The sequence below is a fragment of the Stenotrophomonas sp. 82F1 genome (assembly GCF_056861525.1).
Map to the genome: position 1 here is coordinate 79719 of NZ_JBSPUD010000010.1, position 26401 is coordinate 106119.

24 protein-coding genes are annotated in these 26401 nt (G+C 66.8%); 16 read left to right on the top strand and 8 right to left on the bottom strand.

Annotated features, from left to right (window positions below):
- The first annotated feature begins 67 nt into the window (after positions 1-67).
- The gene (locus tag AC13GI_RS11950; RefSeq protein ID WP_482996357.1) at positions 68-484 is read left to right on the top strand and encodes a VOC family protein; all 417 of its coding nucleotides are present in this window, start codon (positions 68-70) and stop codon (positions 482-484) included.
- A 12-nt stretch (positions 485-496) separates the two neighbouring features.
- Here AC13GI_RS11950 and AC13GI_RS11955 read toward each other — a convergent pair whose 3' ends face one another.
- Positions 497-1192 carry a DAPG hydrolase family protein gene (locus AC13GI_RS11955; protein ID WP_482996358.1) on the bottom strand — a complete coding sequence of 232 codons (696 nt, stop codon included), beginning with the start codon at positions 1190-1192 and terminating at the stop codon, positions 497-499.
- A gap of 75 nt (positions 1193-1267) precedes the next feature.
- On the opposite strand from AC13GI_RS11955, the gene AC13GI_RS11960 reads away from it, so the two are divergent.
- On the top strand, positions 1268-1930 hold the full coding sequence (locus AC13GI_RS11960) for a TetR/AcrR family transcriptional regulator (protein ID WP_482996359.1): 663 nt from the start codon (positions 1268-1270) through the stop codon (positions 1928-1930).
- A gap of 147 nt (positions 1931-2077) precedes the next feature.
- Here the strand turns inward: AC13GI_RS11960 and AC13GI_RS11965 are convergent, their stop codons facing one another.
- Together AC13GI_RS11965 and AC13GI_RS11970 are read right to left on the bottom strand one after the other, a co-directional pair.
- Entirely contained in the window at positions 2078-2749 is a 672-nt protein-coding gene (locus tag AC13GI_RS11965) for an SMI1/KNR4 family protein (protein WP_482996360.1), read from the bottom strand.
- 341 nt (positions 2750-3090) lie between these two features.
- Positions 3091-3975, bottom strand: coding sequence for a LysR family transcriptional regulator (locus AC13GI_RS11970; protein ID WP_100462607.1), 885 nt, complete (start codon positions 3973-3975; stop codon positions 3091-3093).
- 106 nt (positions 3976-4081) lie between these two features.
- On the opposite strand from AC13GI_RS11970, the gene AC13GI_RS11975 reads away from it, so the two are divergent.
- Positions 4082-5140 (top strand): NAD(P)-dependent alcohol dehydrogenase, encoded by a 1059-nt coding sequence (locus AC13GI_RS11975; protein ID WP_482996361.1) that lies wholly within the window; start codon positions 4082-4084, stop codon positions 5138-5140.
- Positions 5141-5238: 98 nt separating this feature from the next.
- Here AC13GI_RS11975 and AC13GI_RS11980 read toward each other — a convergent pair whose 3' ends face one another.
- Positions 5239-6603: a glutamate--cysteine ligase gene (locus AC13GI_RS11980; RefSeq protein ID WP_482996362.1), complete on the bottom strand. Its 1365-nt coding sequence runs from the start codon at positions 6601-6603 to the stop codon at positions 5239-5241.
- Positions 6604-6755: 152 nt separating this feature from the next.
- Here AC13GI_RS11980 and AC13GI_RS11985 point away from each other — a divergent pair, with 152 nt between their 5' ends.
- The 3 genes from AC13GI_RS11985 (at position 6756) to AC13GI_RS11995 (ending at position 9920) form a co-directional block, all read left to right on the top strand.
- Entirely contained in the window at positions 6756-7460 is a 705-nt protein-coding gene (locus tag AC13GI_RS11985; protein WP_482996363.1) for a VIT1/CCC1 transporter family protein, read from the top strand.
- Positions 7457-8281, top strand: coding sequence for a helix-turn-helix domain-containing protein (locus AC13GI_RS11990; RefSeq protein WP_482996364.1), 825 nt, complete (start codon positions 7457-7459; stop codon positions 8279-8281). Before AC13GI_RS11985 ends, AC13GI_RS11990 begins: the two co-directional genes overlap by 4 nt.
- Before the next feature lie 664 nt (positions 8282-8945).
- Positions 8946-9920: an MBL fold metallo-hydrolase gene (locus AC13GI_RS11995; RefSeq protein ID WP_482996365.1), complete on the top strand. Its 975-nt coding sequence runs from the start codon at positions 8946-8948 to the stop codon at positions 9918-9920.
- 118 nt (positions 9921-10038) lie between these two features.
- Here AC13GI_RS11995 and yihA read toward each other — a convergent pair whose 3' ends face one another.
- Positions 10039-10641, bottom strand: a complete 603-nt coding sequence (gene yihA / locus AC13GI_RS12000; RefSeq protein WP_099821017.1) for a ribosome biogenesis GTP-binding protein YihA/YsxC — start codon at positions 10639-10641, stop codon at positions 10039-10041.
- Positions 10642-10796: 155 nt separating this feature from the next.
- On the opposite strand from yihA, the gene AC13GI_RS12005 reads away from it, so the two are divergent.
- The 4 genes from AC13GI_RS12005 to AC13GI_RS12020 all read left to right on the top strand — a co-directional run bounded on the left by AC13GI_RS12005 (position 10797) and on the right by AC13GI_RS12020 (position 14063).
- Positions 10797-11594 carry a c-type cytochrome gene (locus tag AC13GI_RS12005; RefSeq protein ID WP_099820952.1) on the top strand — a complete coding sequence of 266 codons (798 nt, stop codon included), beginning with the start codon at positions 10797-10799 and terminating at the stop codon, positions 11592-11594.
- Positions 11595-11700: 106 nt separating this feature from the next.
- Positions 11701-12351 carry a thiol:disulfide interchange protein DsbA/DsbL gene (locus AC13GI_RS12010; protein ID WP_093818001.1) on the top strand — a complete coding sequence of 217 codons (651 nt, stop codon included), beginning with the start codon at positions 11701-11703 and terminating at the stop codon, positions 12349-12351.
- A 106-nt stretch (positions 12352-12457) separates the two neighbouring features.
- The gene (locus AC13GI_RS12015) at positions 12458-13273 is read left to right on the top strand and encodes a thiol:disulfide interchange protein DsbA/DsbL (RefSeq protein ID WP_482996366.1); all 816 of its coding nucleotides are present in this window, start codon (positions 12458-12460) and stop codon (positions 13271-13273) included.
- A 52-nt stretch (positions 13274-13325) separates the two neighbouring features.
- Entirely contained in the window at positions 13326-14063 is a 738-nt protein-coding gene (locus AC13GI_RS12020; protein WP_218946652.1) for an endonuclease/exonuclease/phosphatase family protein, read from the top strand.
- Between the two features lie 160 nt (positions 14064-14223).
- Here AC13GI_RS12020 and AC13GI_RS12025 read toward each other — a convergent pair whose 3' ends face one another.
- Positions 14224-15099 carry an EamA family transporter gene (locus tag AC13GI_RS12025; protein ID WP_089236864.1) on the bottom strand — a complete coding sequence of 292 codons (876 nt, stop codon included), beginning with the start codon at positions 15097-15099 and terminating at the stop codon, positions 14224-14226.
- 72 nt (positions 15100-15171) lie between these two features.
- Between AC13GI_RS12025 and AC13GI_RS12030 the strand changes: the two genes are divergently transcribed.
- From AC13GI_RS12030 to fhuE, 4 genes are all read left to right on the top strand, one after another.
- Positions 15172-15654, top strand: a complete 483-nt coding sequence (locus AC13GI_RS12030) for an Lrp/AsnC family transcriptional regulator (protein ID WP_482996367.1) — start codon at positions 15172-15174, stop codon at positions 15652-15654.
- 86 nt (positions 15655-15740) lie between these two features.
- Entirely contained in the window at positions 15741-16292 is a 552-nt protein-coding gene (locus AC13GI_RS12035) for a M23 family metallopeptidase (RefSeq protein ID WP_099820947.1), read from the top strand.
- Between the two features lie 109 nt (positions 16293-16401).
- On the top strand, positions 16402-16878 hold the full coding sequence (locus tag AC13GI_RS12040) for a hypothetical protein (protein WP_380657918.1): 477 nt from the start codon (positions 16402-16404) through the stop codon (positions 16876-16878).
- A gap of 232 nt (positions 16879-17110) precedes the next feature.
- Complete coding sequence (gene fhuE / locus AC13GI_RS12045) at positions 17111-19270, top strand: ferric-rhodotorulic acid/ferric-coprogen receptor FhuE (protein WP_482996368.1); 2160 nt, start codon at positions 17111-17113, stop codon at positions 19268-19270.
- Positions 19271-19417: 147 nt separating this feature from the next.
- Here the strand turns inward: fhuE and AC13GI_RS12050 are convergent, their stop codons facing one another.
- Both AC13GI_RS12050 and AC13GI_RS12055 read right to left on the bottom strand, forming a co-directional pair.
- On the bottom strand, positions 19418-22216 hold the full coding sequence (locus AC13GI_RS12050) for a TonB-dependent receptor (RefSeq protein WP_482996387.1): 2799 nt from the start codon (positions 22214-22216) through the stop codon (positions 19418-19420).
- 324 nt (positions 22217-22540) lie between these two features.
- The gene (locus AC13GI_RS12055; RefSeq protein ID WP_099820943.1) at positions 22541-22948 is read right to left on the bottom strand and encodes an ExbD/TolR family protein; all 408 of its coding nucleotides are present in this window, start codon (positions 22946-22948) and stop codon (positions 22541-22543) included.
- 151 nt (positions 22949-23099) lie between these two features.
- Between AC13GI_RS12055 and AC13GI_RS12060 the strand changes: the two genes are divergently transcribed.
- Both AC13GI_RS12060 and AC13GI_RS12065 read left to right on the top strand, forming a co-directional pair.
- Positions 23100-25085 carry a transglycosylase SLT domain-containing protein gene (locus AC13GI_RS12060; protein ID WP_380657923.1) on the top strand — a complete coding sequence of 662 codons (1986 nt, stop codon included), beginning with the start codon at positions 23100-23102 and terminating at the stop codon, positions 25083-25085.
- A gap of 93 nt (positions 25086-25178) precedes the next feature.
- The gene (locus tag AC13GI_RS12065; RefSeq protein WP_482996369.1) at positions 25179-26399 is read left to right on the top strand and encodes a multifunctional CCA addition/repair protein; all 1221 of its coding nucleotides are present in this window, start codon (positions 25179-25181) and stop codon (positions 26397-26399) included.
- Positions 26400-26401: the final 2 nt, after the last annotated feature.

Sequence of the window (26401 nt, forward strand, 5' to 3'; positions counted from 1 at the left end):
TGTGCCGCGCCTTGCTGCAGCCAGACCGCAAGCGCATCGTTGTCCGGCATCCCATCGGCCATCCTCCATGCTCCCCTCAGCCGCGTCTTTCATCGTCAACCTCGACGTACCCGATCTTGTAGCTGCCGAAGCCTTCTACACCCAAGCCTTCGGCCTGCACAGCGGCCGACGCCTCGGCACCGGCGCGCTGGAACTGCTCGGTGGCCCCGCGCCGCTGTACCTGCTGCAGAACGACGCCGGCAGCGCAGCGACCGAAGACGGCGATGTGCGCGACTACGAGCGCCACTGGACGCCGCTGCATCTGGACTGGGTGGTGGATGACATCGAGGCCGCGGTGGTGCGTGTGGTTGCGGCCGGGGCGACGCTCGCGCAGTCCGTGCGCGAGCGTCGCTGGGGCCGCATCGCCGTGCTGGCCGATCCCTTCGGCCATGGCTTCTGCCTGATCCAGTTCAGTGGCGAAGGCTACGACGCGCTGGTCGAATGAGCGGCGCGCCGCTCACCACGGCAGCGGCACCGCTTCGCCGTTGGCACGCTCGCCGTAGTACAGCGACGGCAGCAGCCGCGACAGGAAACTGAACTCGGTATAGCAGTGCTTTAGCAGACCCAGGCCGATCGCATCGCTGGCATCGCGCTGCGGAAGTTCACTGTCCAGGCCCAGCACGAAGCGGCTGCGCAGCACGCAGCCGAACGGCGTATCGCGCGCGACGTGCAGCATCTGCCCGTCGCAGGGATCACCGTGTGCGTCCAGACGAACGTGGTCACCAAAACCGATGCGCGCGGCAATCACCGCCGAGACATCGCCTGCATCCTGCGCCGTCTGCAGACGCTCAGGTGTGAGCAGCGTGCGCGGATCATGGAACTTCAGGCGTGCCGCCACCGGCGGAATGTCGGCCAGCGATTCCACCGCATGGATGCTGGCGCCATGGTAACTGCGCCCACGCTGCCAGGCCGCATCCCAGCCACGATGCTCGACATGGTCCAGCGGGTGCCACCAGCGGATGTGCTGGGTGGTCTCGAAGAAGGTGAACCACCAGTCCAGCATGCGGCCCTTGCAGCCATGCAGATCGGTGCGCACTGCGACCAGCAGGGTGCCGTCTTCGCGACGCTGGATGCCGGTTTCCAGGTGCATCGGCGCCGGGTCGAGCAGATCGTGGTGGTCCAGCCAGGCGTGAGCGTTGGCGACGGTGTCCATGGTGAATCCTTGGGGAGGTGAAGCCCGGATAATAAGGAAACGCACTTCGTTTCGCAATTATCGAAATGCGCTAGAATGTGCGCAATGACCGCTACTGCGCCTCCCGATCCGATCGCACCACCCCGTCGCCGCGGGCGTCCAGCACGGCCAGAGGCCGACGTCCGCCATGCCGTGCTGCAGGCGACGCTGGATCTGCTGCTGGCGCAGGGCTATGAAGCGACCACCATTGAGGCGGTCGCCGCGCATGCCGGCGTGGCCAAGAAGACGGTGTACCGGCATGCCGGCAACCGTGATGAGCTGGTAGGCCTGGCGGTGCGCGAGTGGACCGATGGCTTCGCACCGCAGCTGCAACGTGATGCCCGCCACGCCGAAGACGTGCTGCCGCTGCTGCACGACATCCTGCAGGCGGTGTGCGCGCAGGCATTGTCAGCGCAGGCCGTGCGGGTGTTCCGCCTGTTGACCACCGACTTCCCGGGCAAGGACGCGCTGCTGCGGGCCTACCTGGACAACGGCATCGGCCGCGGACGTGCGTTGCTGGCGGACTGGCTGGCGCGGCAGCAGCAGCGTGGTCTGCTGCGCGCCGGTGATCCAGAACGGATGGCACGTCTGGTGCTGTCCATGGCCGTGGCCGAACCCCTGCGCGAACGCGCCATCGGTGTGGTTGCAGAAGACGCGTCGGTGGATGCGCACCTGCGTGACTGCCTACAGTTGATGGAGCCGATGCTGCGGGCTGCGTAGCAGGCGCCATCCAGGCATGGCAGGGCGTTGCTGCCAGAAGGTGGAGGCCGACCGTTGGTCGGCACTCATCCATCGCGCTGCAGGAAAGACCCGGCAGTAGAGCCACGCCATGCGTGGCTTCGGATCGATGCCGTGCACCCGCGCAGCTCAATCCCGTACGTACGGCATTCTGCTGTCCATCCGCTCAAACCCGATCAGCGGCTTCAACACTGCCTGTATGTCCTCTTCACTGATGTCACCGCGGGCAATGTCATCCACGCGCGCGAACAGCGCTTCCAGCGCAGCCACCTGATCCCCACGCAACCAATCGCGATGAGTGGACAGCCAGGCCTGCAGGTTCGCACCGATATCGCCTTCCGAAAGCAGCGAATCATCTTCATCCAGTTCAACCACCGCTTCGGCCATCTTGCGGAACAGGAAACCCTGGAGGTTCGCCGCCACCAGGTCGGCGCGATCATCGTCGTGCCAGACCAGCAGTACCGGCGGCTCCGCGAAGCCTGGTGCGTTGGTCCAGAAGCAATAGTTGTCGCCGGCGCCGGTGCGTGCGAACGGCAGCAGCTTCAGGTCTTCACGCAACGGGTTGTAGTGATCTTCGGCGGTCAGGTCTTCCCAGGCCGCGCGCAGTTCATCGGGCTCGATCGGTTCGTACTCGTTCGCGTACAGCAGCACCGGCGGCTGTGCCTGTACCTGTGGGAACACCTCACGGAACCAGCGCGGCCCCTGTTCGCCCCAGCTGAAGTGGTTGCCTGCGACGAGCTGGTGGAACAGCGGCGGAAAGGCTTGGCTGGAGGCCTGTTCGAGATCGGCGAGCGTGCTCATGGACGTCCTTGTTGGATGAGGGTGGTTACCTTAGCGCGTGCCTGCACCATCCACGCATGGCGTGGATCTACTGTGTGCAATGGCATCCACGCATGGCGTGGATCTACTGTGTGCAACGGCATCCACGCATGGCGTGGATCTACTGTGTGCAACGGCATCCACGCATGGCGTGGATCTACTGTGTGCAACGGCATCCACGCATGGCGTGGATCTACTGTGCAACGCCATCCACGCATGGCGTGGATCTACTGTGCAACGGCATCCACGCGTGGCGGGGTCAAAGTGGGCATGCGGCGATGGTCAGTAGATCCACGCCATGCGTGGATGCGACCCACCACCATTCACTCGCGCAGCATATCCACGAACGCACGCAACGCACCGGGCATCTGCCGCTGCTTCGGGTAGTACAACGCAAACCCGGCGAACGGTTCGCTCCAGTCTTCCAGCACCGCCACCAGTCGGCCATCGTCCAGATACGGGCGCGCGGTGTCTTCCAGCACATAGGCCAGGCCGATGCCATCGAGTACCGCGCCAACCACGGTGCCCTGCTCGCACAGCGTCAGCCGACCCGGTACGTCGATCTCCAGGGTCTGGCCCTCGCGCTCGAACTGCCACTTGTACAGATGGCCGCTGGCGAAGCGGAAACGCACGCACTCATGCGCGGCCAGGTCGCGCGGATGCTGCGGTGCCGGGCGGCGCCGCAGGTACTCGGGCGAGCCGACGATCAAGCCGCGCAGCGGCGGCCCCATCGGCACCGCCACCATGTCCTCGGGCACGAACTCGTGCAGGCGCACGCCGGCGTCGTAACCCTCGGCGACGATGTCGACCAGACCATCGTTCTCGGTCAGCTCCACCCGTACATCCGGATGCGCGTGCAGGAAACGCGCCAGCCGCGGCCCCAACTGGGTCGCCACCGCCGCCCGCGTCGCATTGATCCGCAGCAGGCCGGCCGGAACGGCGCGGAAGTGGTTCATTTCTTCCAGCGCATCGTGCACCTGGCCCAGCGCCGGCTGCAGGCGCTCCAGCAGCCGTTGTCCGGCCTCGGTCAGTGCCACGCTGCGGGTAGTCCGATGGAACAGGCCCACCCCAAGCCGCTCCTCCAGCGCGCGGATCGCATAGCTCACCGCCGAGGTCGACAGGGCCAGTTCGGCACCGGCGCGGCGGAAGCTGCGGTGGCGGGCAACCGCGGCGAAGGCGGCCAGGTGGGACAGGTTGTCAGTGGCCATGATTGTGCAGTCTGCCTTGATGAATCATGCCGATATATGCGCTTCTTACCTTGCGGTACGGGGCGTATTGTAAAACGCCTTTCGACAAACCCGCCAAGGATTCCCCATGTCCCTCGCCCGTGGTTACGCCGCCCATACCCATGCCGACCCGCTGGTACCCTTCGAGTTCGAGCGCCGCGCGGTCGGCCCGAACGATGTGCGCATCGAGATCCTGTACAGCGGCATCTGCCATTCCGACCTGCACCAGGCGCGCGACGACTGGGGTGGCTCGATCTACCCGATGGTGCCGGGCCACGAGATCATCGGCCGGGTCACCGAAGTCGGCAGCGAGGTCACCCGCTTCAAGGTCGGCGACCACGCCGGCGTCGGCTGCATGGTCGACTCCTGCCGCCACTGCGATGCCTGCGAACACGATCTGGAGCAGTACTGCGCCGAAGGTGCCACCTGGACCTACAACGGCCGTGAACGCGCCGACGGTGCCCCGACCTACGGCGGCTATTCCGACCACGTGGTGGTCGAGCAGCGTTTCGTGGTCAAGGTTTCCGAAACGCTGGACCTGAAGGCCGCCGCGCCGCTGCTGTGCGCGGGCATCACCACCTGGTCGCCGCTGCGCCACTGGAAGGTCGGCCCGGGCCAGAAGGTCGGCGTGATCGGCCTCGGCGGCCTCGGCCACATGGGCGTGAAGTTCGCCAAGGCACTCGGCGCGCACGTGGTGATGATCACCACCACCCCGGAAAAGGGTGCCGACGCCAAGCGCCTGGGCGCCGATGAAGTCCTGGTCTCGCGCGATGCCGCGCAGATGAAAGCACACGCCGGCAGCTTCGACTTCCTGCTCAACACCATCCCGGTTGGCCATGACACCAACCCGTACATGGGCCTGCTCAAGCGTGAGGCGACCATGTGCCTGGTCGGCGTGTTGACCGAACTGGACCCGCCGCTGACCGGTGGCAGTGTGATCTTCGGTCGCAAGCACCTGACCGGCTCGGCGATCGGCGGCATGGCTGAAACCCAGGAAATGATGGACTTCTGTGCCGAGCACGGCATCGTCAGCGATGTGGAGATGATCGACATCAAGAACGTCAACGAAGCCTGGGAGCGCATGGCCAGGAACGATGTGCGCTACCGCTTCGTGATCGACATGGCGACGATGAACAACGCCGCCTGATCCAAGGCGGATGTGGAAACGAAAAACCCCGGCAATGCCGGGGTTTTTTCATTCCTGACGGTAGCGCCGGGCCATGCCCGGCGGTCATCCATCCCGCGTCAGTAAGCGAACTCGCGGAACACCGGATCCACATCGCCATGCCAGCGGCCATGGAACAGTGCCAGCTTGCGCTCGGCCGGGGTCAGGCCGGACTCGACGATTTCCTGCAGCACGTCCAGGAACTTGCTTTCATCCTGGCCATCGGCATTGCGCGCCGCACGGCGCTTGAGGCCTTCCACGGAAATCTTCACCGCTTCGCGCGCCAGATCGCGCACGGTGCCATTGCGGAACGGCAGGTTCATCGCATGCTTGGGCACCCCATCACGCAGCGCATGGCGTTCAACCAGGCTGAAATCACGCACCAGGTCCCACGCCGCATCCAGTGCGGTGTCGTCGTACAGCAGACCCACCCAGAATGCCGGCAGCGCGCACAGGCGGCTCCACGGGCCACCATCGGCACCGCGCATTTCCAGGTACTTCTTCAGCCGCACTTCCGGGAACGCGGTGGTGGTGTGGTCCGACCAGTCGCGCAGCGTCGGCAGCTGGCCCGGCAGTACCGGCAGCTTGCCCTGCATGAAATCGCGGAAGCTCTGCCCACTGGCATCGTGGTAGATGCCGTCGCGGTAGGAGAAATACATCGGCACGTCGAGCAGGTAGTCGACATAGCGCTCGTAACCGAAGCCGTCCTCGAACACGAAGTCGAGCATGCCGGTACGGTCGGCATCGGTGTCGGTCCAGATGTGCGAGCGGTAGCTGAGGTAGCCGTTCGGCTTGCCCTCGGTGAACGGCGAGTCGGCGAACAGGGCGGTGGCGATCGGCTGCAGCGCCAACGACACGCGGAACTTCTTCACCATGTCCGCTTCGCTGGCGTAATCCAGGTTCACCTGCACGGTGCAGGTGCGGGTCATCATGTCCAGGCCCAGCGAACCGACCTTGGGCATGTACGAACGCATGATCTTGTAGCGCCCCTTGGGCATCCACGGCATTTCATCGCGCGTCCACTTCGGCTGGAAGCCCATGCCGAGGAAGCCCAGCTGCAGCTCGCCAGCTACCTGCGCCACTTCATTGAGGTGGGTGCCGGTTTCCACGCAGGTCTGGTGGATGGTTTCCAGCGCCGCACCGGACAGCTCCAGCTGGCCCGCGGGCTCCAGCGTCACCGAGGCGCCATCACGCAGCAGGGCGATGGTATTGCCGTTTTCCTGCACCGGCGTCCAGCCGAAACGCACCAGGCCGTTGAGCAGTGCCTCGATGCCGCGATCGCCCTCGAAGGTCGGCGGACGCAGGTCATCCAGGCGGAACCCGAACTTCTCGTGCTCGGTACCGATGCGCCACTGCGAACGGGGCTTCTCGCCGGAGGCGATCTCCGCCACAAGTTGCGCGCGGTCGGTAATGGGCGTATCGGCGACGTGGCTGGGGCTCGACAAGGGGGTGGCTCGCTGGACGGTGGCAGGGGATGTGGGGCTGGGAGCCTTGCATCGCAAGGGCGCACTATAGCGTGGCGGCTCGTTACGTCATGCGACGGTGACGGGTTTCAGCATCCTACCGACGCCCTCTTGACCCTCGTACACTCAGGGCCATGAGCCGCCATTCACGACATCCTGAACTGCATCGCGCCGACCGCGTCGGCTGGCTGCGTGCCGCCGTGCTGGGCGCCAACGATGGCATCGTCTCGGTGGCCGGCCTGGTGGTCGGCGTGGCTGCCAGCGGCGCCTCGGCCAGCACGATCCTGGCCACCGGCGTGGCCGGCACCGTGGCCGGTGCGATGTCGATGGCCGCCGGCGAGTATGTGTCGGTGCAGACCCAGGCCGATACCGAGAATGCCGATCTGGCGATGGAGAAGCGCGAGCTGCACGAAGACCCCCACAGCGAACTGGACGAGCTGACCGCGATCTATCGCCACCGCGGCCTGGAGCCGGCGCTGGCACGGCAGGTCGCCGAGCAGCTGACCGCCCACGACGCGCTGGGTGCCCATGCGCGCGACGAACTGGGCATCACCGAGGAACTGCGCGCGCGACCGTTACAGGCTGCACTGGCTTCGGCCGGTGCCTTCACCTGTGGTGCCGCCCTGCCGGTGCTGACCGCGCTGCTGGCACCGGTACAGAACGTCGCCACCGCCACGACGGTCAGCACGCTGGCCGGCCTGTGCCTGACCGGCGCGATGGCGGCGTGGGCCGGGGGTGCATCACCGATGCGCGGTGCCCTGCGCGTGATGTTCTGGGGCGCGCTGGCGATGGCTGCTGCAGCTGCGGTCGGCCGCCTGCTCGGCGCGCACGTCGTATGACCGGCATGCCCCCCACCGCCACCGCCCTGCTGGCGGAGATGGCCAGCCTGGCCGGCTGCGAACGCGCCGAAGGCTACGCCTGCATTACCGCGCGCCGCGAGCACGGCGCCAGCTCGGTGGAGATACCGCAGCCGCAGTTCGCGATCCTGCTGGAAGGCCGCAAGCAGGTGCGCACCGCCCACCAGTCGCTGGCCTTCGTCCCGGGCGACATCCTGCTGATCACCCAGCGTTGCCGCATAGACGTGGTCAACACGCCGGACCCAGAAACCGGCCGCTACCTCAGCGCGATCGTGCCGCTGTGCGTGGAAGTGCTGGCGGCGGCGCGCACGCTGTGGAACGAAGCCTTGCCGACAGCCGGACCGACGCTGGCACGGCAGGCGTTGAACGATCACGCCACGGCGCTGCGCAGCTGGCGGCAGTCGTTGCAGGATGGCCGCTACAGCGAAGCGCGGCTGGCGCTGGCCACGCTGGTGCTGGCGTGGTGCCGGCAGGGCCACGGCAACCTGTTGTTGCCGCACGCACCGACGCTGGGCGAACAGATCCGCGACCGCATCGCCGCCGAACCGGCACGCGACTGGCAGTCGCGCGACGTTGAGGCACACTTCGCGCTGAGCGGTGCGACCCTGCGGCGGCGGTTGGCGGCTGAAGCCACCAGCCTGCGCCAGCTGTTGACCGAAGCGCGCCTGGCCCACGGCATGCAGCTGCTGTACACCACCGATCTGCCGCTGAAGACCGTGGCCGCGCGCGCGGGGTATCGTTCCGCAGCGAGCTTCAGCAAGCGCTTCGCCGAGCAGTACGGGCTCGCTCCTACCGACATATAGGGGTGTTCAGCAGGGCTGCGCCCTGCACCCGCAGAGGCTCTTCAAGCAACGGCAACAGCAAAGGCCACAGCGGCATTCCGTGGGATGGCGGGGCACTGTGGGTTTGCGGGGACGCCGTGAATCCGTCCATGGAGGCTTGGTCGCCGCATCCATGCGGCTCACACCCCGCAAATCCACAGTGCCCCACCTTCGACAGTTTCCTGGTGGCCAGTAGATCCACGCCATGCGTGGATGATTTCCTCCAATTCCATTCGATTCATTTCGATGATTCCGAATTGAATTCGAAGAGCATCCACCCATGGCGTGGATCCAAGGTCGACACCCACCAAGAGCAGGTCATGCCATCCCAACAGATCGCGAAAATCTGTCGAAGGCGGGGTGGGTCCGGTTGCGGGGGTGTCCGCGGCATGGATGCCGCGGCCAAGCCTACAGGGACGTATTCACGGCGTCCCCCGCAACCGGACCCACCCCGCCTCCCCACAGGAAGCCCGCTTCTGCTGTTGCTCCGGCCGTTGCCGTTGCTGTTGCCTCTGCGGGTGCAGGGCGCAGCCCTGCCGATAACCCCCCTTGAGCATTCCGCGCAGTGGTTTGAGCGCCGCACGCACGCGCAACGCGGCACGCTGTGCGCACCGGGCCTGCCCATCACGCATCAAGAAGAACCACCATGACCCTGCGCCACCTGCCGCTGCGCGCCGCCCTGCTGCTGGCCCTGTCCTCCCTGCCGCTGGCCGCGCTGGCCGAGGCCACTTCGCCCGCTCCCACCCAGCAAGTGCCGGGTGTGCAGCACCAGCGCATCGGTGCGCTGCAGGTCACCGCCCTGTTCGATGGCGTGGTCGCGCTCGGCCGGCAGGAAGTGGTGGATGTGCCGCCAACCCTGGTCAGCCGCCTGCTCGAAGGCCGCTACGTGCCCGAAGACAAGAAAGGTCTGCAGACCGCGATCAACGCCTTCCTGGTGCGCCAGGGCAAGCACCTGACCCTGGTTGATGCCGGCACCGCGCAGTGCTTCGGCCCTGACCAGGGCCAGGTGCTGGGCAACCTGCGTGCGGCGGGCGTGGACCCGGCCGAGATCGATGAGGTGCTGCTGACCCACGCCCATCCCGATCACCTGTGCGGCATCCTCGATGCGCAGGGCAAGCCTGCCTATCCGAATGCGACGGTGTGGTTGTCCAAGGCCGATGCCCGCTACTGGCTCGACCCGGCCAGCGAAGCCACGGCGCCGCAAGGCGTGCGCTTCGCCTTCGCGCTGGCACGCAATGCGGTGGCGCCGTACCAGGCCGCCGGTCGCCTGCGCACCTTCCAGCCTGGCGACGCCCTGCCCGGCCACGCGGTGGCGATGGATACCCACGGCCACACGCCGGGGCATGTGTCCTATCGCTTCGACAGCCAGGGGCAGTCGCTGCTGGTGTGGGGCGACGTGCTGCATTTCCATGCCGTGCAGTTCGCGCACCCGGAAGCGGCATTCGAGGCCGATTCGGACCGCAAGGCGGCTACGGCCAGCCGTCGCAGCGTGCTGCAGGAAGCCACCGCCAAGGGCTGGTGGGTGGCCGGCGCGCACCTGCCCTTCCCCGGGCTGGGTCACGTACGCAGCGAGGGCAAGGCCTATGCGTGGGTGCCGGCGGAGTTCTCGCCGTTGAAATGACCCCGTGTAGAGCCGAGCCCGTGCTCGGCCATCAGGGTCTCGCCGCGCTACGCGCGGCAGCCGAGCGCGGGCTCGGCTCTACAAAAGTGTCGCCGGGCAAGGCCCGGCGCCCTGTTCCTTATTCCAGCCCCAGCCAACCGCCGATGATGCCGCGGGCTTCATCCACGCCGGTACGGGCGGCGCCAGAGAACACCTGCACGCTGACCGTATCGCCGAACGACGAATGCAGTTCCTTGCGTACCTTCTGCAGGGTCTGCATCTGCTGGCTGCGGCTCAGCTTGTCGGCCTTGGTCAGCAGCGCATGCGCCGGCAGGCCACGCTGCACGGCGTAGGCCAGCATCTGCCGGTCGTAGTCCTTCAGCGGATGGCGGATGTCCATCACCACCACCAGGCCCTTCAAGGCATCGCGGGTGCGGAAGTAGCGGTCGATGAAGGCCTGCCAGTGCGCCTGCAGGTCCAGCGGCACCTTGGCGTAGCCGTAACCGGGCAGATCGACCAGATGGGCGTCCGGGGTAACCTGGAAGAACACCAGCTGCTGGGTCCGGCCAGGGGTCTTGGAGACCCGGGCCAGGCTGTTCTGGCGGGTCAGCGCGTTGAGCGCGCTGGACTTGCCGGCGTTGGAGCGACCCGCAAAGGCCACTTCGGAACCTTCATCGGGCGGCAGCTGCCCCATGTTGTGGGCAGAGAGGTGGTATTGGGCGCGTTCGATGAGCAATGACATGCGCATAGGATCGCATGTTGCGGCGCCGCGCGCCCGGCCCGGGGCCTTCCAGCGGGAAAATGCTGCACTGCTGCGTTGACCGTGTACGGAAACGGCGTTGATAATCCGGGCGATGCCGGCCGCCGCCGCCCGGCCGGTCCATACGGAGCTTCAGCATGCGCCACGCTCGCGTTCTTGCCGTATCCGCCCTTGCTACTGCCGTTGTTGCCGCTGCTGCCTTCGCGCAGACCACGCTGACCCCGCTGCCCGACAACGGCCCGATCAGGACCGCCTCGCTCGAGGTGGATTTCAGCAAGACCACCTGGGGCGATGCCAAGGCCGGCCAGACCAAGGCCACCGCGTGTGCCGCCTGCCATGGTGCCGACGGCAATTCCACGGTGGAGATGTATCCCAGCATCGCCGGCCAGAGCGAGCGCTACGTCGCCCAGCAGATGGCCCTGATCGCCAACGGCCAGCGCAGTTCCGGCGCCGCCGTGGCGATGGTGCCGTTCGTGCAGAACCTCACCCCGCAGGACATGCGCGATATCGGTGCATTCTTCGCCACCCAGAAGGCCAACGCCGGCATCGCCGACGACACCCTGGTGGCCGAGGGCCCGTACAAGGGCATGAAGTTCTACCAGATCGGCCAGCAGCTTTATCGCGGCGGCGACGCCCAGCGCGGGCTGCCGGCCTGCATGGCCTGCCACGGCCCCAGCGGCGCCGGCAACCCCGGCCCGGCCTACCCGCACATCGGCGGCCAGCACGCCAGTTATGTCGCCCGGCGCCTGCAGGAATACCAGGCCGGGCAGACCAACGAGACCGACAAGGCGCACTTCCAGATCATGGCCACGGTGGCGCAGAAGCTGACCGAGCAGGAGGTGCAGGCCCTTTCCAGCTACCTGCAGGGCCTGCACAACAAGGCCGACGACCTCGCCGCCGAAGGCGCTTCGACGCGACCGGCCGCCGCCCCCTGACCGCCACTGGTCGGCGCGGGTCGCCACGACGGCTCGCCGCTGCGGTATGTTTCCTTCACGCCGGCGGCTGCGCCGGCGTTGTCATTTTCAACGGAGATGCGTGTCGATGAGGTTGATTCCCCGCCTTCTGCTGTCCCTGCTGGTGCTGCTGCCGTTGGCGGCCTGCGCCGCCACCCCCGCCAACGCCCCGCTGGTCGAAGGCAAAGACTACGAGCGCATCGCCCAGCCTGGCCCGTTCCAGCCGCTGGCCGGCAAGATCGAAGTGGTCGAGGTGTTCGGCTACACCTGCCCGCACTGCGCCCATTTCGAACCGCAGTTGGCTGCTTGGGCCGCCAAGCTGCCGGCCGACGTGCGCTTCACCCCGGTCCCGGCCGCCTTCGGCGGTGCCTGGGATGCCTGGGCCCTGGCCTACTACGCCGCCGACGAAGTGGGCGTAGCCAAGCGCAGCCACGCCGCCGTGTTCAAGGCCCTGCACGATGACGGCACGCTGCCGATGCAGAATGTCTCGGCCGATGAGCTCGCCAGCTTCTACAAGGCCTACGGCGTGACCCCGGAGCGCTACACGCAGGCCCTGCGCGGCGAGGCGGTACAGAAGAAGGTCGATGCCGCCCGTGCCTTCGCCCAGCGCACCCAGGTGCCGGGCACCCCGGCCATCATCATCAATGGCCAGTACCTGGTGCGTGGCAAGAGCTTCGACGACCAGCTGCGCATCGCCTCGGCGCTGATCGCCCAGGCCCGCGCTGCCCGCGGCCGCTGAACCAACTCACACCATCGACACGGCGCTGTCGCCGCCGCATGTCATCATTTCCCTCTGGCCGGCGCCTGACGCCGGCCCCACCTTTCCAGATGCTGGAGACGTTTCCATGAAGACCCGTTTCGCCGCCCTCGCCCTCGCAGCGCTGCTGCCGATCCTGGCCGCCTGCAAGGCCGACGACGGCACCACCAACACCTCCGCCCCGGCAGAACCGGCCGCGGCCCCGGCCAGTACCGAACCGGCCGCGCCGGCCGCAGGCAGCGAAGCCGCTGCACCAGCTGCCGAAGGTGACAAGACCGCCGCCAGCACCGCCCCTGCCCCGACCACCGCCGCGCTGACCGGCCCGGCCCCGGTGGAAGGCGCCGACTACCAGCTGATCCCGAACGGCCAGCCGTTCCAGCCGGCCGCCGGCAAGGTCGAAGTGGTCGAGATCTTCGGTTACGTCTGCCCGGCCTGCGCCGCGTTCCAGCCGCTGGTCGGCCCGTGGAAGGCCGGCCTGCCGAGCGATGTGAACTTCGTCTACGTGCCGGCCATGTTCGGTGGCACCTGGGACAACTACGCCCGTGCCTTCTACGCTGCCCAGACCCTGGGCGTGCAGGAGAAGACCCACGAAGCGCTGTACTCGGCCATCCACTCGCAGAAGACCCTGAAGGGCGAGCGCGGTGCTGATTCGGTCGAAGACATCGCCAAGTTCTACGGTGCCTACGGCGTCGATCCGAAGCAGTTCGCCGCCACCATGGGCAGCTTCGCGGTCAATGCCAAGACCAACTCGGCCAAGCAGTTCGCCCAGCGCAGCCAGATCAGCGGCACGCCGTCGATCATCGTCAACGGCAAGTACCTGGTAAAGGGCAAGAGCTTCCCGGACATGCTGCGCATTGCCGACCACCTGATCGCCCGCGAACGCGGTGCGGCCCAGGCTCACTGATCAAAGAGACGTTTTCCCGGCCGTGACTTCCCCCACAACACGGACCCTGCGCTTGCTGACGGCCAACATCCAGGCCGGCTCGAGTACCCGCCGCTACAGCGACTATGTGACCCGCAGCTGGTCACATGCGCTGCCGGCGGGTCGCAAGCGCAGCAGCCTTGACGCGATTGCCACTCTGGCGCGCGGTCATGACATCGTCGGCCTGCAGGAGGCCGACCCCGGCAGCCTGCGCTCGGGCTTCACCAACCAGACCCATTACCTGGCCCAGCGCGCCGGCTTCAATTACTGGAGCCACCAGCCGAACCGGCGCATGGGCGGCGTCGCCTCCAGCGCCAACGGCCTGCTGAGCAAGCTGGAACCGGTGGAAGTGCAGGACCACGCCCTGCCCGGCCGTATCGGCGGGCGCGGCGTGCTGCTGGCCAAGTTCGGCGATGGTCGTGATGGCCTGGCGGTTGCGGTAGCGCATCTGTCGCTGGGCGCAGGTTCGCGGATGGCCCAGCTCGGTTTCATCGCCGAGCTGTTGTCCGACCATCCCAATGCGGTGCTGATGGGCGACTTCAACTGCCTGGCCGAACGTCCGGAAATGCAGGTGCTGTACCAGAAGACCCGCCTGCAGCCGCCTGGCTGCATCGTGCCGACCTTCCCCAGCTGGCGCCCCGACCGCGCCATCGACCACATCCTGGTCAGCAGCGGTCTGCAGACCCGCAACGTGGAAGCGGTACCGGCCGCGTTCTCCGACCATCTGGCCCTGGCGATGGCGATCGACGTCCCCGCCGACGCCCTGCGCTAACGCTGCCGCTGCGCTCGCCGGGCATGGCCCGGCGCTACCGACCCTGGTAGGGGCCAACCTTGGTTGGCACGCTGCCCTGGTGGGTGCGGACCCCGTTGGCAGGCTGACCTGGTGGGTGCGGACCGTTGGTCCGCACGCTCTCCGCCGAGCCTGGCCCGCGCTACCCCGCCTGCGCCACCGGCACCTTCAACCGCCTTGCCGTCATCGTGCTGCCCACCGAAGCCAGCACCGTGCAGCCGATGGCCAGCCACTGCAGGCCATGCAGGTGCTCGTGCAGCAGCAGCATCGCCCACAGCGCGGCCACTGCCGGTTCCATGCTGATCAGGATCCCGAAGGTCTCCTTCGGCAGGCGCTTGAGCGCCATCATCTCCAGTGACATCGGGATCGCGCTGGACACCAGCGCCACCACCAGCCCGGCCAGCAGGATCTTCGGCTCCAGCAACGCCGCGCCGGCATGCACCACGCCCACCGGCACCACCACCAGCGACGCAGCCAACAGCCCCAGCGACACCGAATGCCCGGCGTGCAGGTGGCCGGCGCGCTTGCCGAACACGATGTACAGGCCCCAGCAGGCCGCCGCGCCCATGGCGTACAGCACGCCCACCGGGTCCAGTGCCGGGCCGCCGCCGATCGGCAGCAGCAACAGCAGCCCGACCGCCGCACAGCCCACCCAGAGGAAATCGATCGGCCGTCGCGACGACAGCATCGCCACCGTCAGCGGGCCAGTGAATTCGATGGCCACCGCGATGCCGAACGGGATCGTGCGCAAGGCCATGTAGAACAACAGGTTCATCAGGCCCAGGGTGAGGCCGTAGCGCAGGATCGTGATCGCATCCACGCGGCTGGTCTTCCAGCGCCATGGCCGCCAGAACAGCAGCAGCAACAGCGCCGAGAAGCCCACGCGCAGCGCGCTGGTGCCCTGCGCACCGATCAACGGAAACAGCTGCTTGGCGTAGGAGGTACCGATGGCCAGTGCGGTGACCGAGCCGAGCACCGCCAGCGCCGGCAACATCGGCGCGATTCGAGAAGTCTGCATGCCGCCAGTCTATTGCGCCGGCGGCGAGCACTTGGCTCAATTGACGGCCCGTCCGTGCAACTTCTGCTCACCATGGCCACTGCCCCCGTGCTGGACAGCTTCGACCGCGCCATCCTCGCCCTGCTGCAGCAGGACAACACCCTGCCGCAACGGCAGATCGCCGAAGCCGTGCACCTGTCGACCCCGGCCGTGCAGCGGCGGATCAAGCGCCTGCAGGACAGCGGCGTGATCGCCGCCAATGTGGCGGTGATCGATGCCGCGAAGATCGGCCGGCCGCTGACCATCATCGTCGAGGTGCGCGTGGTCAGCGAGCAGCGTGAGAAGCTCGCCCCGTTCCGCCGCCGCGTGCAGGACGATCCTGCCGTGCAGCAGTGTTACTCGATCACCGGTGATGGTGATTTCCTGCTGCTGCTCTCGGCGGCATCGATGGAAGAGTACGAGGCGATCACCGAGCGGCTGTTCGGTGCGGATGACAACATCGAGCGCTTCCGCACGTCGGTGGCGCTGGGCACGTTGAAGCGCGGCTTCGACGTGCCGTTGGCAGCGCTTCTGTAGAGTCGAGCCATGCTCGACTGCTTTTCCCTGGCGTATCCCCAAGAACCGAAGCCGTCGAGCATGGCTAGACTCTACGTTCGGAGACCATGAATACACTGCACTCGCCCGCCCATCGCCTGCGCCGCTGGCTCCTGCGTGGCCTTTGCCTGGCCATTGCCATCATCGCGGCGATGGCCTTCTGGAACAGCCCGTGGGCCGCCGCACCGAAGATGCTGTGGACACTCTCGCGCATGCCGCCGGCCACGCAGCTGCCGGTGCCGGTGGACGGCGTCCGCCCGCGCCAGATCGCCGATACCTTCGGTGCGCCGCGCGGTCGCGACCGCAGCCATGCCGGCATCGACATCTTCGGCAAGCGCGGCACGCCGGTGCGCAGTGCTACCCCCGGTGTTGTCGCCGACATCCGCGACAGCGGCCTCGGTGGCCGCCAGGTCTGGGTCATCGGCCCGGGACGCGAGCGCTATTACTACGCACACCTGGAAGACTGGGCCGATGGCCTGGCGCGCGGACAGGTGGTGCAACCCGGCGACCTGCTCGGCCATGTCGGCGACAGCGGCAACGCCAAGGGCACGCCGCCCCATCTGCATTGGGGCATCTACGGGAAAGACGGGGCTCGCGATCCGCTGCCGCTGCTGCGCTGAGCTGCCTCGCAGAGTCACACGTTGCCGACCGCTGCCAGGCAGTTCTGCAAGCTCGACTCTTCACCTGCATGCCCCCATCATCAACCGCAGTGACAGGGAGAGCACGCCGATGGCCGCACTTGGTCGCACCCCGCTGCTGATCACCATCATGCTGCTGGCCACGGGCTGCAGCACGCTGCAGGCGCCGCGCGAGCCGATATGCGCGCAGATGCTCGCCTTCGCCAACAGCACGCCGGTGGGCGCCAGCCAGTCGATCGAACTGGTTACTGACTGGAACACGTGGAGCAAGGGCTGCACGCACGAGGGCAATCCGGCAGGCAAGCGGTTCTGCGATTGGCTGCTTGCCCATTCCTCCACCGAATTCGCCTCGGCCAACATCCGCAGCGCGATGGCCTGCCTGGACCCCGGCGCCCGCTATGCCGGACCGGTGCGTACCACGCCCGAGTACCTGACCGGCAGGATCCATGTGTCCGACATCCGTGGGCTCGAGCGGAACGTGATGATCTCCATCGAATATGCCGACGGCATCGAGGGGCAATTGCCGCGCCTGAATATCCTTGCTGAACGCCTGATTCCCGACGAATAGTCCTGTCGCGCCGAACGCAGGCACAGCCGCTGGCCCATTTGTAAATGGAAACAATTCCCATTACGATATTGGCGTTTTCCGGGCAGCCAGGACGGTTCGTCCGTCCTCGCATTGCCCAGCCACCGCCCTGAAACGCAGGGCTTCGCCAGCGGCGCGAGATCCCCACCAGCCGCGGCGCCAGACCATCCGGGAAGCCGGTCGGACGCACGCACGTGCCCGTCCAGGAACCTTGATGAACCGTTCGACCTCCCCCCTGCTGCCGCATCGCCTGTCCGCAGCCGTGCTCTCCGCCCTGTGCGTGGCCGCCGCCCCCGCTGCCTTCGCCGAAGCCGCCGCCGACCCGACCACCCTCGACAAGGTCGTGGTGAAGGGCGAGCGTGCGGAAGGCTATTCGGTGCGCCGCACTTCGGCCGGTACCCGCTTCGACCTGGCGCCGCGCGAAATCCCGCAATCGGTCAGCATCATCAGCCATCAGCGCATCGAAGATCAGCAGCTGGACGACATCATCGACGTGCTGGGCAACACCACCGGCGTGACCAGCACGCAGTCGGACAGCGAGCGCACCGAGTTCTACGCACGCGGCTTCTACATCGATGCGTACCAGTTCGATGGCCTGCCCACGCAGATGGTGCAGAACTGGAGCTACGGCGACTCCGGCCTGGACCTGGCCCTGTACGACCGCGTGGAAGTGGTGCGCGGCGCCACCGGCCTGCTCAGTGGCGCCGGCAACCCGTCGGCATCGGTGAACCTGATCCGCAAGCACGCCGACAGCGCCGAGCTGACCGGCAGCGTGTCGGTGAACGTCGGCAGCTGGGGCCGCACCCGCACCACCGTGGACGTGGGCAGCGCACTCAACGCCAGCGGCACCGTACGCGGCCGTGTGATCGGCAGCTACCTGGACACCGATGGGCAGATGGACCGCTACAACCAGCGCAAGACACTGGGCTATGCGGTGATCGACGCCGACCTGGCCCCCGATACCCAGCTCAGCGTGGGCTACGACTACCAGCAGAAACGCGCGAACGGCGCGACCTGGGGTGGTTTCCCGATGCTGTACTCCGACGGCAGCGCGACGCCGTACGACGAATCGTTCAACGCCAGCCCGAACTGGACCTACTGGGACACCACCAGCAAGCGTGCGTTCGCCACCCTGCAGCACGCCTTCAGCAGTGGCTGGAAGTTCAAGATCGGCGCCACGCATGACCAGACCAAGGCCGACGACAAGCTGTTCTACCCCGCGTACAACGATTGGACCACCGGCGCGTCGAACTTCGACAAGACCACCGGTGCGGGCATTTCGCCCTCGGCCGGCTTCTACAACACCGAGCGCAAGGTCACCGGCGTGGATGGCTATGTCGACGGCCCGTTCCAGCTGTTCGGCCGCGAGCACCAGTTCATGGCCGGCCTGAGCTACAACAAGCGCGAGTACGCCAACTATGGCGACTATCAGGTGGGCGGCGCTGGCCTGCCGTGGAATCCGTTTGCCAGCTATCTGAACTGGACCGGCAACATCAGTGAGCCGAACTGGAACCCATTGGCCCTGGCCAGCGAAGGCACCATTACCCAGAAGGCCGGCTACGTCGCCGCACGGTTGTCACTGGCCGCCCCGTTGAAGCTGATCATCGGCGCACGCTACACCGACTGGAAGAGCGAAGGCGAGAACGCCGACCGCTCGCACAAGGAAACCACGCCGTATGCCGGCCTCGTGTTCGACATCAACGACACCTACTCGGCGTACACCAGCTACACCGAGATCTTCCAGCCGCAGACGCTGAAGGACCGCAACGGCAGCTATCTGGACCCGGTGGATGGCAAGAGCTATGAAGTGGGCGTCAAGGGCGCCTGGTTCGACAACCGCCTGAATGCTTCGCTGGCGGTGTTCCGCATCGAACAGGACAACGTCGGCCAGATCACTGGCGAGCCGGTGCCCGGCAGCCAGAACGAATTTGCCTATCGCGCCGCACGCGGCACAGTCAGCCGTGGCTTCGAGTTCGAGCTCAACGGCGAACTGGCACCGGGCTGGAACGCCACGTTCGGCGCCTCCCGCTACGTGGCCAAGGATGCCAACGACGCCGACATCAACACCAATCTGCCGCAGACCGCGCTGAAGCTGTTCACCAGCTACACCCCGCAGTCGCTGCAGGAACTGACTGTCGGTGGCGGTGCCAACTGGCAGAACCGCATCTACTACCCGGTGCCGGCCTATGGCCGTATCGAGCAGAGTGGCTACGCCCTGGTCAGTGCGTTCGTGCGCTACCGCATCTCGCCGGAATTCAGCGTGCAGGCCAACCTCAACAATCTGCTGGACAAGAAGTATCTCTCGCAGATCAATGGCTACGGCGCGTATGGCGATGGTCGCAACGGTTCGCTGACCTTCACCTGGTCGTTCTGAGCAGGCGCGGGGCACGATCGCCCCGCACCTGTAGAGCCGAGCCCATGCTCGGCTGCCTTTCGCAACGTTGTGGGCGATCGAGCCGAGCATGGGCTCGGCTCTACCTCCACATGGGGACGCCGGGCTGAGCCCGGCGCCGTCCCTTCATCAGAACCGCAGGTCCGCGCGCAGGTACCAGTAACGGCCCCGCGGGATGTCGTAGGTCGAGGCGTCATAGCCGTTCAACGAGCACGACAGGCAGATCGGCGGATCCTTGTCGAACACGTTGTTCAGGCCAGCGGTCAGCTGCAGCCCCTTCATCCAGTCGATCTTGTAGCCCACCTGCATGTCATGGAAGGTGGTGGCCGACAGGGTGTTGGTGCCGGCGGCCTGGTTGCTGCACACCGGGAACGCCACGGCGTCACCGCAGTCTTCGGTCAGTTCGGAAATGTGGCGTACCGTCCAGTTGGCGCTCCAGTTGTCCAGCGTCCAGCCGATGCTGGCGTTGCTGGTCCATTCCGGAATCGAACTGTCAGCCACTTCCACGCCGGGCTTCTGCGGCTGCCTCTGGCCGGCCGCACCGGTGGCCTCATAGCGACCGACGAAGGTGTTCTTCCAGCCCAGCTTGAACTGGCCGATCGAGCTCTGCGGCAGGGTCCAGAACAGATCCACATCCCAACCATCGGTCTTGATCGAACCCAGGTTGGTCAGGCGGTTGTTGAAGCTGCTGACTGCACCGGTGCTGGCACGGGTGATGCCATCGCAGTAGATCGGGTCCAGCGTATCCACGCACAGGTCCAGCTGGGTCTGCGCGTTGATCGCCTGGATCGCGCCATCGATGTTGTGGCGATAGAAGGTCACTTCCACGTCGAAGCGCTCCGACCACGACGCATCATTGCCGAACCAGGGGCTCCACACGAAGCCGGCACTGAAGCTGCGCGACCGCTCCGGTTCCAGCTCGCGGTTGCCGCCGGTGGTCACCGAGATCTGCGAGTTGGCCTGCTGGAAGCCCGCCGGCACGCCCAGCGAGGCACAGTTGGCCGCACTGCCGCGCGGCGGTGTGCCGCCCAGGCCGACCGAGCAGGGATCGAACAGCTGCAGGTCAGCGCGCGCAGCCGAACCGTACAGCTCACCGATCGACGGTGCGCGGAAGCCTTCGGCGTAGGTGGTACGCAGCACGAAGTCATCGGTCACCTGCCAGCGCAGGCCGTACTTGGGCGTGAACTCGCCACCGAAGGTCGAGTAATCCGAATAGCGGCCGGCCAGGCTCAGGTCCAGCTTCTTGCCCAGTGCCGAGTCGGCGAAGATCGGCACGCTCAGCTCCAGGTACGCTTCATTGACGTCGTAGGAACCGGACGTCGGCTGCGACGGTACGCCGTTGTAGTGGCCGATCACCGTCAGCGGGTCGGGCTGGTACGAGCCTTTGTACTTGCGGTGTTCGAGTCCGGTGGCGAAGGACACCGGACCGGCCGGCAGGGTGAACAGATCGCTGGACAGGTTGGCGGTGAACAGGCTCAGTTCGTTCTGGCTGCGGTCGCGCACCACCGGCTGGATCCAGCGCAGCATGTCCGGGGTGATCGAACCGGCGCCACCGAAGATGTTCAGCGGCACGCAGCCTGGCGTGGCCGCGCACACGGCCGGATCACCCAGCGCCATGTTGACGTTGTAGATGTTGTAGCTGCCGTAGTTGGTCTGCTCGGCCTTGTTCTTGCTGTACATGCCGTTGACGTCCCAGTACCAGCTGCGGTCGGCCGCCTGGAAGTTGCCGACCAGACCGGTGGCGAAGTACGTGGTGTCCACCTGCTGCTCGAACACGCGCGCTCCACCTTCCACCGGGCGGCGACCGATCAGGCTCATGTTGCCCGATGACACCAGGTCGAAGCCGAACGGGTTGTACGGGTTCAGTGCCGAGACCACGATGTTGTCGGCCAGCGGATTGCCGGTGGCGCCATCGGGGCCGAAGAACAGCGGCTCCGGGCCGGCCTGGTTGGTCGACTCGCGGCGGTTGCCCAGTGCCTTGACGTACCACTGCACGTTGTCGGTGATGTCGAAGCGGAACTGGCCGAACAGACCCTTACGCTCCGACGGCGTCAGCACCATGTTGTACTCGGCGAAGTTGAAGCGGTCGGCGCTGGTGAAGCAGTGGTAGTCGTCGGTGCGGTTGCAGCCGGCGCTGCCGTCGTAACGCGGGCTGCTCACGCCGGTGTTGGGCACGATGTCCTGTTCCGCACCGGTATTGGGATCGACGAAGGCAAAGCGCCCCTGCGGAATGCCGCCGCTGCCGAAGGCCAGGCCGGTACCGGGAATCGGAAAGCGCGACTGCTCGCGGTCCTTCGCATATACCGGGTCCTGCTTGGTCCAGCTTGCCCCCAGGAACAGGCTGTAACGGTCGCCGCTCTTGCCCCAGGCCAGGTCCACGCCCTTCTGCGTGCCATCGCCCTTGCCGTACTGGCCATAGTTCAACGTCACCTGGCCGCCGTCGAAATCGCGGCGGGTGATGATGTTGACCACACCGGCGATGGCATCGGAGCCGTACAGCGACGACGCGCCGTCTTCCAGCACTTCGATGCGTTCAACGATCGCCAGCGGAATGGTGTTGAGGTCGGTGGCCGAGCCGACGCCCGAGGCCGAGGATTCGTTGACCCAGCGGATGCCATCGACCAGCACCAGTACACGCTTGGCACCCAGATGGCGCAGGTCCACCTGCGCCGAACCCGCGCCAACACCACTGCCGTCGGGCGGGAAACCGAAGTTGCCGGACGAATTGAATTTGGCATTGAGCGCCGAGCCGGAACCTGTGAGCTGTTGCAGCACTTCACCGATCGAGGTCAGGCCGGTGCGTTCGATGTCGGCGCGATTGAGGGTCTGGACCGGCACCTGGCCTTCCACTTCAGCGCGCTTGATGCGGGTACCGGTGACTTCGATCGCGTCCAGATTGGTGGTGGTCGATTGGGCAGCAGCGCCCATCGGTGCCAGGGCGGTCACGCACAGCGCGACGGCAACCGCCAAGGGGCGGTGGTGCAGGTAATTCATTCGCTCTCTCTCCAAAGGAATGTCGGGACATGGACTGCCGCGCTCCCCCCTGCATGGCGGCAGCGTCTCCTTTGTAAACAAGCGGTAAAGATCGCGGCGTGATGCCCGACACTCTTTCACGCAGATTTGACGATTCTGAGAGCAGATAACGTCATTTGGCTACGTATTCACCGAAGGCGGTGATCTACATCGGCGCCCTTCCCAGCGCCTGCTGCCCAAGTGCGGCCCTCCATCAGGAAGGCCGCACCGGTGACCCGCTCACTGCACGAACGCAATGCGTTCCATGCCGGTAGCCTCGGCAGCAGCCAGGATCTTGGCCATGCCGTCGTACTCGGCCGACGGATCGGTGCTGATGCGCAGCTCCGGCAGGTTGCCGGCATGTTCGCTGGCCTGCGCCTGCAGGCGCGACTGCAGATCGCCGATGGCCATCGGCTGCCCGTCCCAGCTCAACTGGCTGGACGCATCCAGCCGCAGCTCGATCGGCGGCGGTGGCTCGGGGCGATCCACCACGCGATCGGTGGCCTGCGGCAGCTGCACGTTGATCGGCCGCGACAACATCGGCGCGGTCACGATGAAGATGATCAACAACACCAGCATCACATCCACCAGTGGCGTGACGTTGATGTCCGCCAGCGGGCCGCTTCTTCCTGCGCTACTGAATGCCATGTGCCGCTCCCTGCAGCAGGGCCGGTCGCCCCAGCCCAAACCTACGCCGATCAGCTGCCCTCGCGGCAGTGCGGATCCCCTCATCATTCAGCTGTCGTTGCCCTCTGCTGCCGTGTACGCAATGAGAAACTGAATTCAGCCACCGCCCGCTATGCTGGTCGCCATGACCCGACGATCTTCGACCGCCCTGTCCCTGCTCCCGCTGGCCACCACGCTGCTGATCGGCTGCGCGAGTGCCCAGTCCCTCGATGCCCAGAACGCCCAGTTGAAGGCCGCCATCGCGGCCGCCGAACGTGGCCAGTTCGATCCCGGCCAGGCCGCCGCGCTCAGCCGCCATCCAGCGTATGGCTGGCTGGAGTTCGCCAACCTGCGGCGCAACATCGACACCGTGGATACGGCGCAGGCACAGGCCTTCCTCAAGCGCTACCAGGGCCAGGCCGTGGCCAACAGCTTCCGCAGCGCCTGGCTGCCCTCTGTAGCGCGCCGGCAGGACTGGCCGACGCTGCTGGCCAACTGGGTGCCGACCGACAACCTCGGCCTGCGTTGTGCGCAGCTGACGGCGCGCCAGGCCACCGGCAAGGTGGACCCGCAGTGGATCGGTGAAGCCCAGGATCTGTGGCGCAAGAACGGCAAATCGCTGCCCGATGCCTGCGACGCCGTGTTTGCCGTGCTGCAGGCGCAGGGTGGCATGAGCGATGCACTGCGCTGGGAGCGCATCGATGCCGCTGCCGATGCCCAGCAGCCGGCGGTGATGCGCTCGGCCGCACGCGGCCTGCAGGCGGGCGATCTGGCGCTGGCCAACACCTACGCCGCCTTCGTCGACAAGCCCAATGCCAGTGCCCTGAACTGGCCGCGCAACGAGCGCAGCCGGCGCATCGCCACCGATGGCCTGGCCAAGCTGGCCAAGGCCGATCCGGACGCCACCGAACAGCAGCTGCCGCAGTACGCGCAGGCGCTGGGCCTGAGCGCCGAACAGCAGGGCCAGGTGCGCTACCAGATCGCCCTGTGGACGGTGGCGTCGTACCTGCCCGACTCTGCCCGCCGCTTGAATGCCGTACCCGATGCGGCCTACGACGAACGCCTGCACGAATGGCGCGCACGCGAAGCAATGTCGCGCGGCGATTGGCCGGCGACGCTGGCAGCGATCCGCAAGATGGGCCCGACCCAGCGCAACGATTCGCGCTGGCGCTATTTCGAAGGCCGCATGCTGGAAAAGACCGGCCAGGCACAGCAGGCGCAGCCGCTGTTCCGCGAAGCCGCACGCGCGCCGACCTTCCATGGCTTCCTGGCGGCGGACAAGCTGCAGCAGCCCTACACGCTGTGTCCGTGGAAGCCCGACGACAGCGCGCAGGCGCAAGCCGTGGTCGCCCGCGATCCGGCCATCCAGCGCGCGATGGCGCTGTACCAGATCGACCGCGCCGGCTGGGCGGTGGCCGAATGGAACAACGCACTGTCGCGCTTCGATGACACCCAGCGCCGCCTCGCGGTGCGAGTGGCGCAGGACAACGGCTGGTTCGACCGCGCGGTGTTCTCGCTCGGCAAGCAGAAGCAGGAGCAGCGCCTGTACGACCTGCGCTTCCCGCTGCACCACGACGCCACGATCCGTCGCGAGTCGGCGCGCAATGCGCTGGACCCGGCCTGGGTGGCCGCTGAGATCCGTGCGGAAAGCGTGTTCAGCCCGCGCGCGCGTTCGCCTGCCAACGCCATGGGCCTGATGCAGGTGCTGCCGGCGACCGGTGCCGGTGTCGCCAAGTCCATCGGCCTGACCGGCTACGGCGGCGCTGACAGCCTGTACGACCCGGACACCAACATCGCCATCGGCAGCGCGTACCTGCGGCAGTTGATGAACAAGTACGACGGCCTGCCCTACGTGACCATCGCCGCCTACAACGCGGGCCCGACGCCGACCGCACGCTGGCAGACCCAGCGCCCGGGCTTCGATCCGGACCTGTGGATCGAGACCATCAGCTACAAGGAAACACGCGAGTACGTTGCCCGCGTGCTGGCCTTCAGCGTGATCTACGACTGGCGACTCAATGGCGACGCATTGCCGCTGAGCGACCGCCTGATGGGCCGCCTGGTGGACAAGCGCAAGGCCTTCACCTGCGCCGCCAACGCCGACCAGGGCGGCGATTGATCGCACGATGACGGTAGCGCCGGGCCATGCCCGGCGGACGCCACGATGTATCCCGCCGGGCATGCCCCGGCGCTACCGTGTCATCATCCCCGCATGAAGATCTATCTTGTCGGCGGCGCAGTGCGCGACCGCCTGCTGCAGCGTCCTGCCGGCGACCGTGACTGGGTCGTCGTCGGTGCCACGCCCGCGCAGATGGAAGCGCAGGGCTTTACCGCCGTGGGCCGCGATTTCCCCGTCTTCCTGCACCCGAAGACCGGCGAGGAATACGCGCTGGCGCGCACCGAACGCAAATCCGGCCGTGGCTACCGCGGCTTCGTGGTCGATGCCGATCCAGCGGTGACGCTGGAAGAAGACCTGCAGCGCCGCGATTTCACCATCAACGCCATCGCCTGCGATGAAGACAGCGGCGCGCTGGTCGACCCCTATGGCGGCGCGCGCGACATCGAGCAGCGCGTGCTGCGCCATGTCGGTCCCGCCTTCGTCGAAGACCCGCTGCGCGTGCTGCGTGCGGCGCGCTTCATGGCCCGCTTCGCCTCACTCGGTTTCACCGTCGCGCCGGAAACCATGGAACTGATGCGCGAGATTGCCGCCAGTGGCGAGCTCGACGCGCTGGTGCCGGAACGTGTGTGGCAGGAGCTGCGCAAGGCACTGGTGTGCGAACGCCCGTCCGCGTTCCTGCGCACCCTGCACGACGCGCACGCGCTGGGCCCGATATTGCCGGAGCTGGAAGCGTTGTACGGCGTGCCGCAGCGCGCGGAATTCCATCCGGAAGTCGACACCGGCATCCACCAGGAAATGGTCAGCGACATGGCGGCGAAGCTGGCCCCCGGTGATGATCTGGTCGGCTTCGCCGCACTCACCCACGACCTCGGCAAGGGCCTGACCCCGCCCGAGGAATGGCCGCGCCACATCATGCACGAACAGCGCGGCATCGAGCCGCTGAAAGCACTTTGTGCGCGCCTGAAGATTCCGACCGAGCACCAGCAGCTGGCCGAGGCGGTATGCCGCGAGCATCTGAACGTGCATCGCATCGACGAGCTGCGCGATGCCACCGTGCTGGAACTGCTGGGCCGCTGCGATGCACTGCGCCGGCCGGAACGGGTGGCGCGCATCGCGCTGTGCTGCGAGGCCGACAAGCGCGGCCGGCTCGGTTTCGAGGACTGCGACTACCCGCAGGGCGAAACGCTGAAGCGCCTGCACCGGGCCGCGCTGTCAGTGCAGGCGCGTGACCTGGATACCACGCACCTGAAGGGGCCGGCCATTGGCGAGGCGCTGGCCAAGGCGCGTGTACGAGCGATCGCTGCCGCCCGCTGAAG

Excerpts from the sequence above, each read along its gene's own strand:
- AC13GI_RS11950 (WP_482996357.1), top strand. The coding sequence starts at position 68 with ATGCTCCCCTCAGCCGCGTCTTTCATCGTCAACCTCGACGTACCCGAT.
- AC13GI_RS11955 (WP_482996358.1), bottom strand. The coding sequence starts at position 1,192 with ATGGACACCGTCGCCAACGCTCACGCCTGGCTGGACCACCACGATCTG.
- AC13GI_RS11960 (WP_482996359.1), top strand. The coding sequence starts at position 1,268 with ATGTGCGCAATGACCGCTACTGCGCCTCCCGATCCGATCGCACCACCC.
- AC13GI_RS11965 (WP_482996360.1), bottom strand. The coding sequence starts at position 2,749 with ATGAGCACGCTCGCCGATCTCGAACAGGCCTCCAGCCAAGCCTTTCCG.
- AC13GI_RS11970 (WP_100462607.1), bottom strand. The coding sequence starts at position 3,975 with ATGGCCACTGACAACCTGTCCCACCTGGCCGCCTTCGCCGCGGTTGCC.
- AC13GI_RS11975 (WP_482996361.1), top strand. The coding sequence starts at position 4,082 with ATGTCCCTCGCCCGTGGTTACGCCGCCCATACCCATGCCGACCCGCTG.
- AC13GI_RS11985 (WP_482996363.1), top strand. The coding sequence starts at position 6,756 with ATGAGCCGCCATTCACGACATCCTGAACTGCATCGCGCCGACCGCGTC.
- AC13GI_RS11990 (WP_482996364.1), top strand. The coding sequence starts at position 7,457 with ATGACCGGCATGCCCCCCACCGCCACCGCCCTGCTGGCGGAGATGGCC.
- AC13GI_RS11995 (WP_482996365.1), top strand. The coding sequence starts at position 8,946 with ATGACCCTGCGCCACCTGCCGCTGCGCGCCGCCCTGCTGCTGGCCCTG.
- yihA (WP_099821017.1), bottom strand. The coding sequence starts at position 10,641 with ATGTCATTGCTCATCGAACGCGCCCAATACCACCTCTCTGCCCACAAC.
- AC13GI_RS12005 (WP_099820952.1), top strand. The coding sequence starts at position 10,797 with ATGCGCCACGCTCGCGTTCTTGCCGTATCCGCCCTTGCTACTGCCGTT.
- AC13GI_RS12010 (WP_093818001.1), top strand. The coding sequence starts at position 11,701 with ATGAGGTTGATTCCCCGCCTTCTGCTGTCCCTGCTGGTGCTGCTGCCG.
- AC13GI_RS12015 (WP_482996366.1), top strand. The coding sequence starts at position 12,458 with ATGAAGACCCGTTTCGCCGCCCTCGCCCTCGCAGCGCTGCTGCCGATC.
- AC13GI_RS12025 (WP_089236864.1), bottom strand. The coding sequence starts at position 15,099 with ATGCAGACTTCTCGAATCGCGCCGATGTTGCCGGCGCTGGCGGTGCTC.
- AC13GI_RS12030 (WP_482996367.1), top strand. The coding sequence starts at position 15,172 with ATGGCCACTGCCCCCGTGCTGGACAGCTTCGACCGCGCCATCCTCGCC.
- AC13GI_RS12035 (WP_099820947.1), top strand. The coding sequence starts at position 15,741 with ATGAATACACTGCACTCGCCCGCCCATCGCCTGCGCCGCTGGCTCCTG.
- AC13GI_RS12040 (WP_380657918.1), top strand. The coding sequence starts at position 16,402 with ATGGCCGCACTTGGTCGCACCCCGCTGCTGATCACCATCATGCTGCTG.
- fhuE (WP_482996368.1), top strand. The coding sequence starts at position 17,111 with ATGAACCGTTCGACCTCCCCCCTGCTGCCGCATCGCCTGTCCGCAGCC.
- AC13GI_RS12050 (WP_482996387.1), bottom strand. The coding sequence starts at position 22,216 with ATGGGCGCTGCTGCCCAATCGACCACCACCAATCTGGACGCGATCGAA.
- AC13GI_RS12055 (WP_099820943.1), bottom strand. The coding sequence starts at position 22,948 with ATGGCATTCAGTAGCGCAGGAAGAAGCGGCCCGCTGGCGGACATCAAC.
- AC13GI_RS12060 (WP_380657923.1), top strand. The coding sequence starts at position 23,100 with ATGCTGGTCGCCATGACCCGACGATCTTCGACCGCCCTGTCCCTGCTC.
- AC13GI_RS12065 (WP_482996369.1), top strand. The coding sequence starts at position 25,179 with ATGAAGATCTATCTTGTCGGCGGCGCAGTGCGCGACCGCCTGCTGCAG.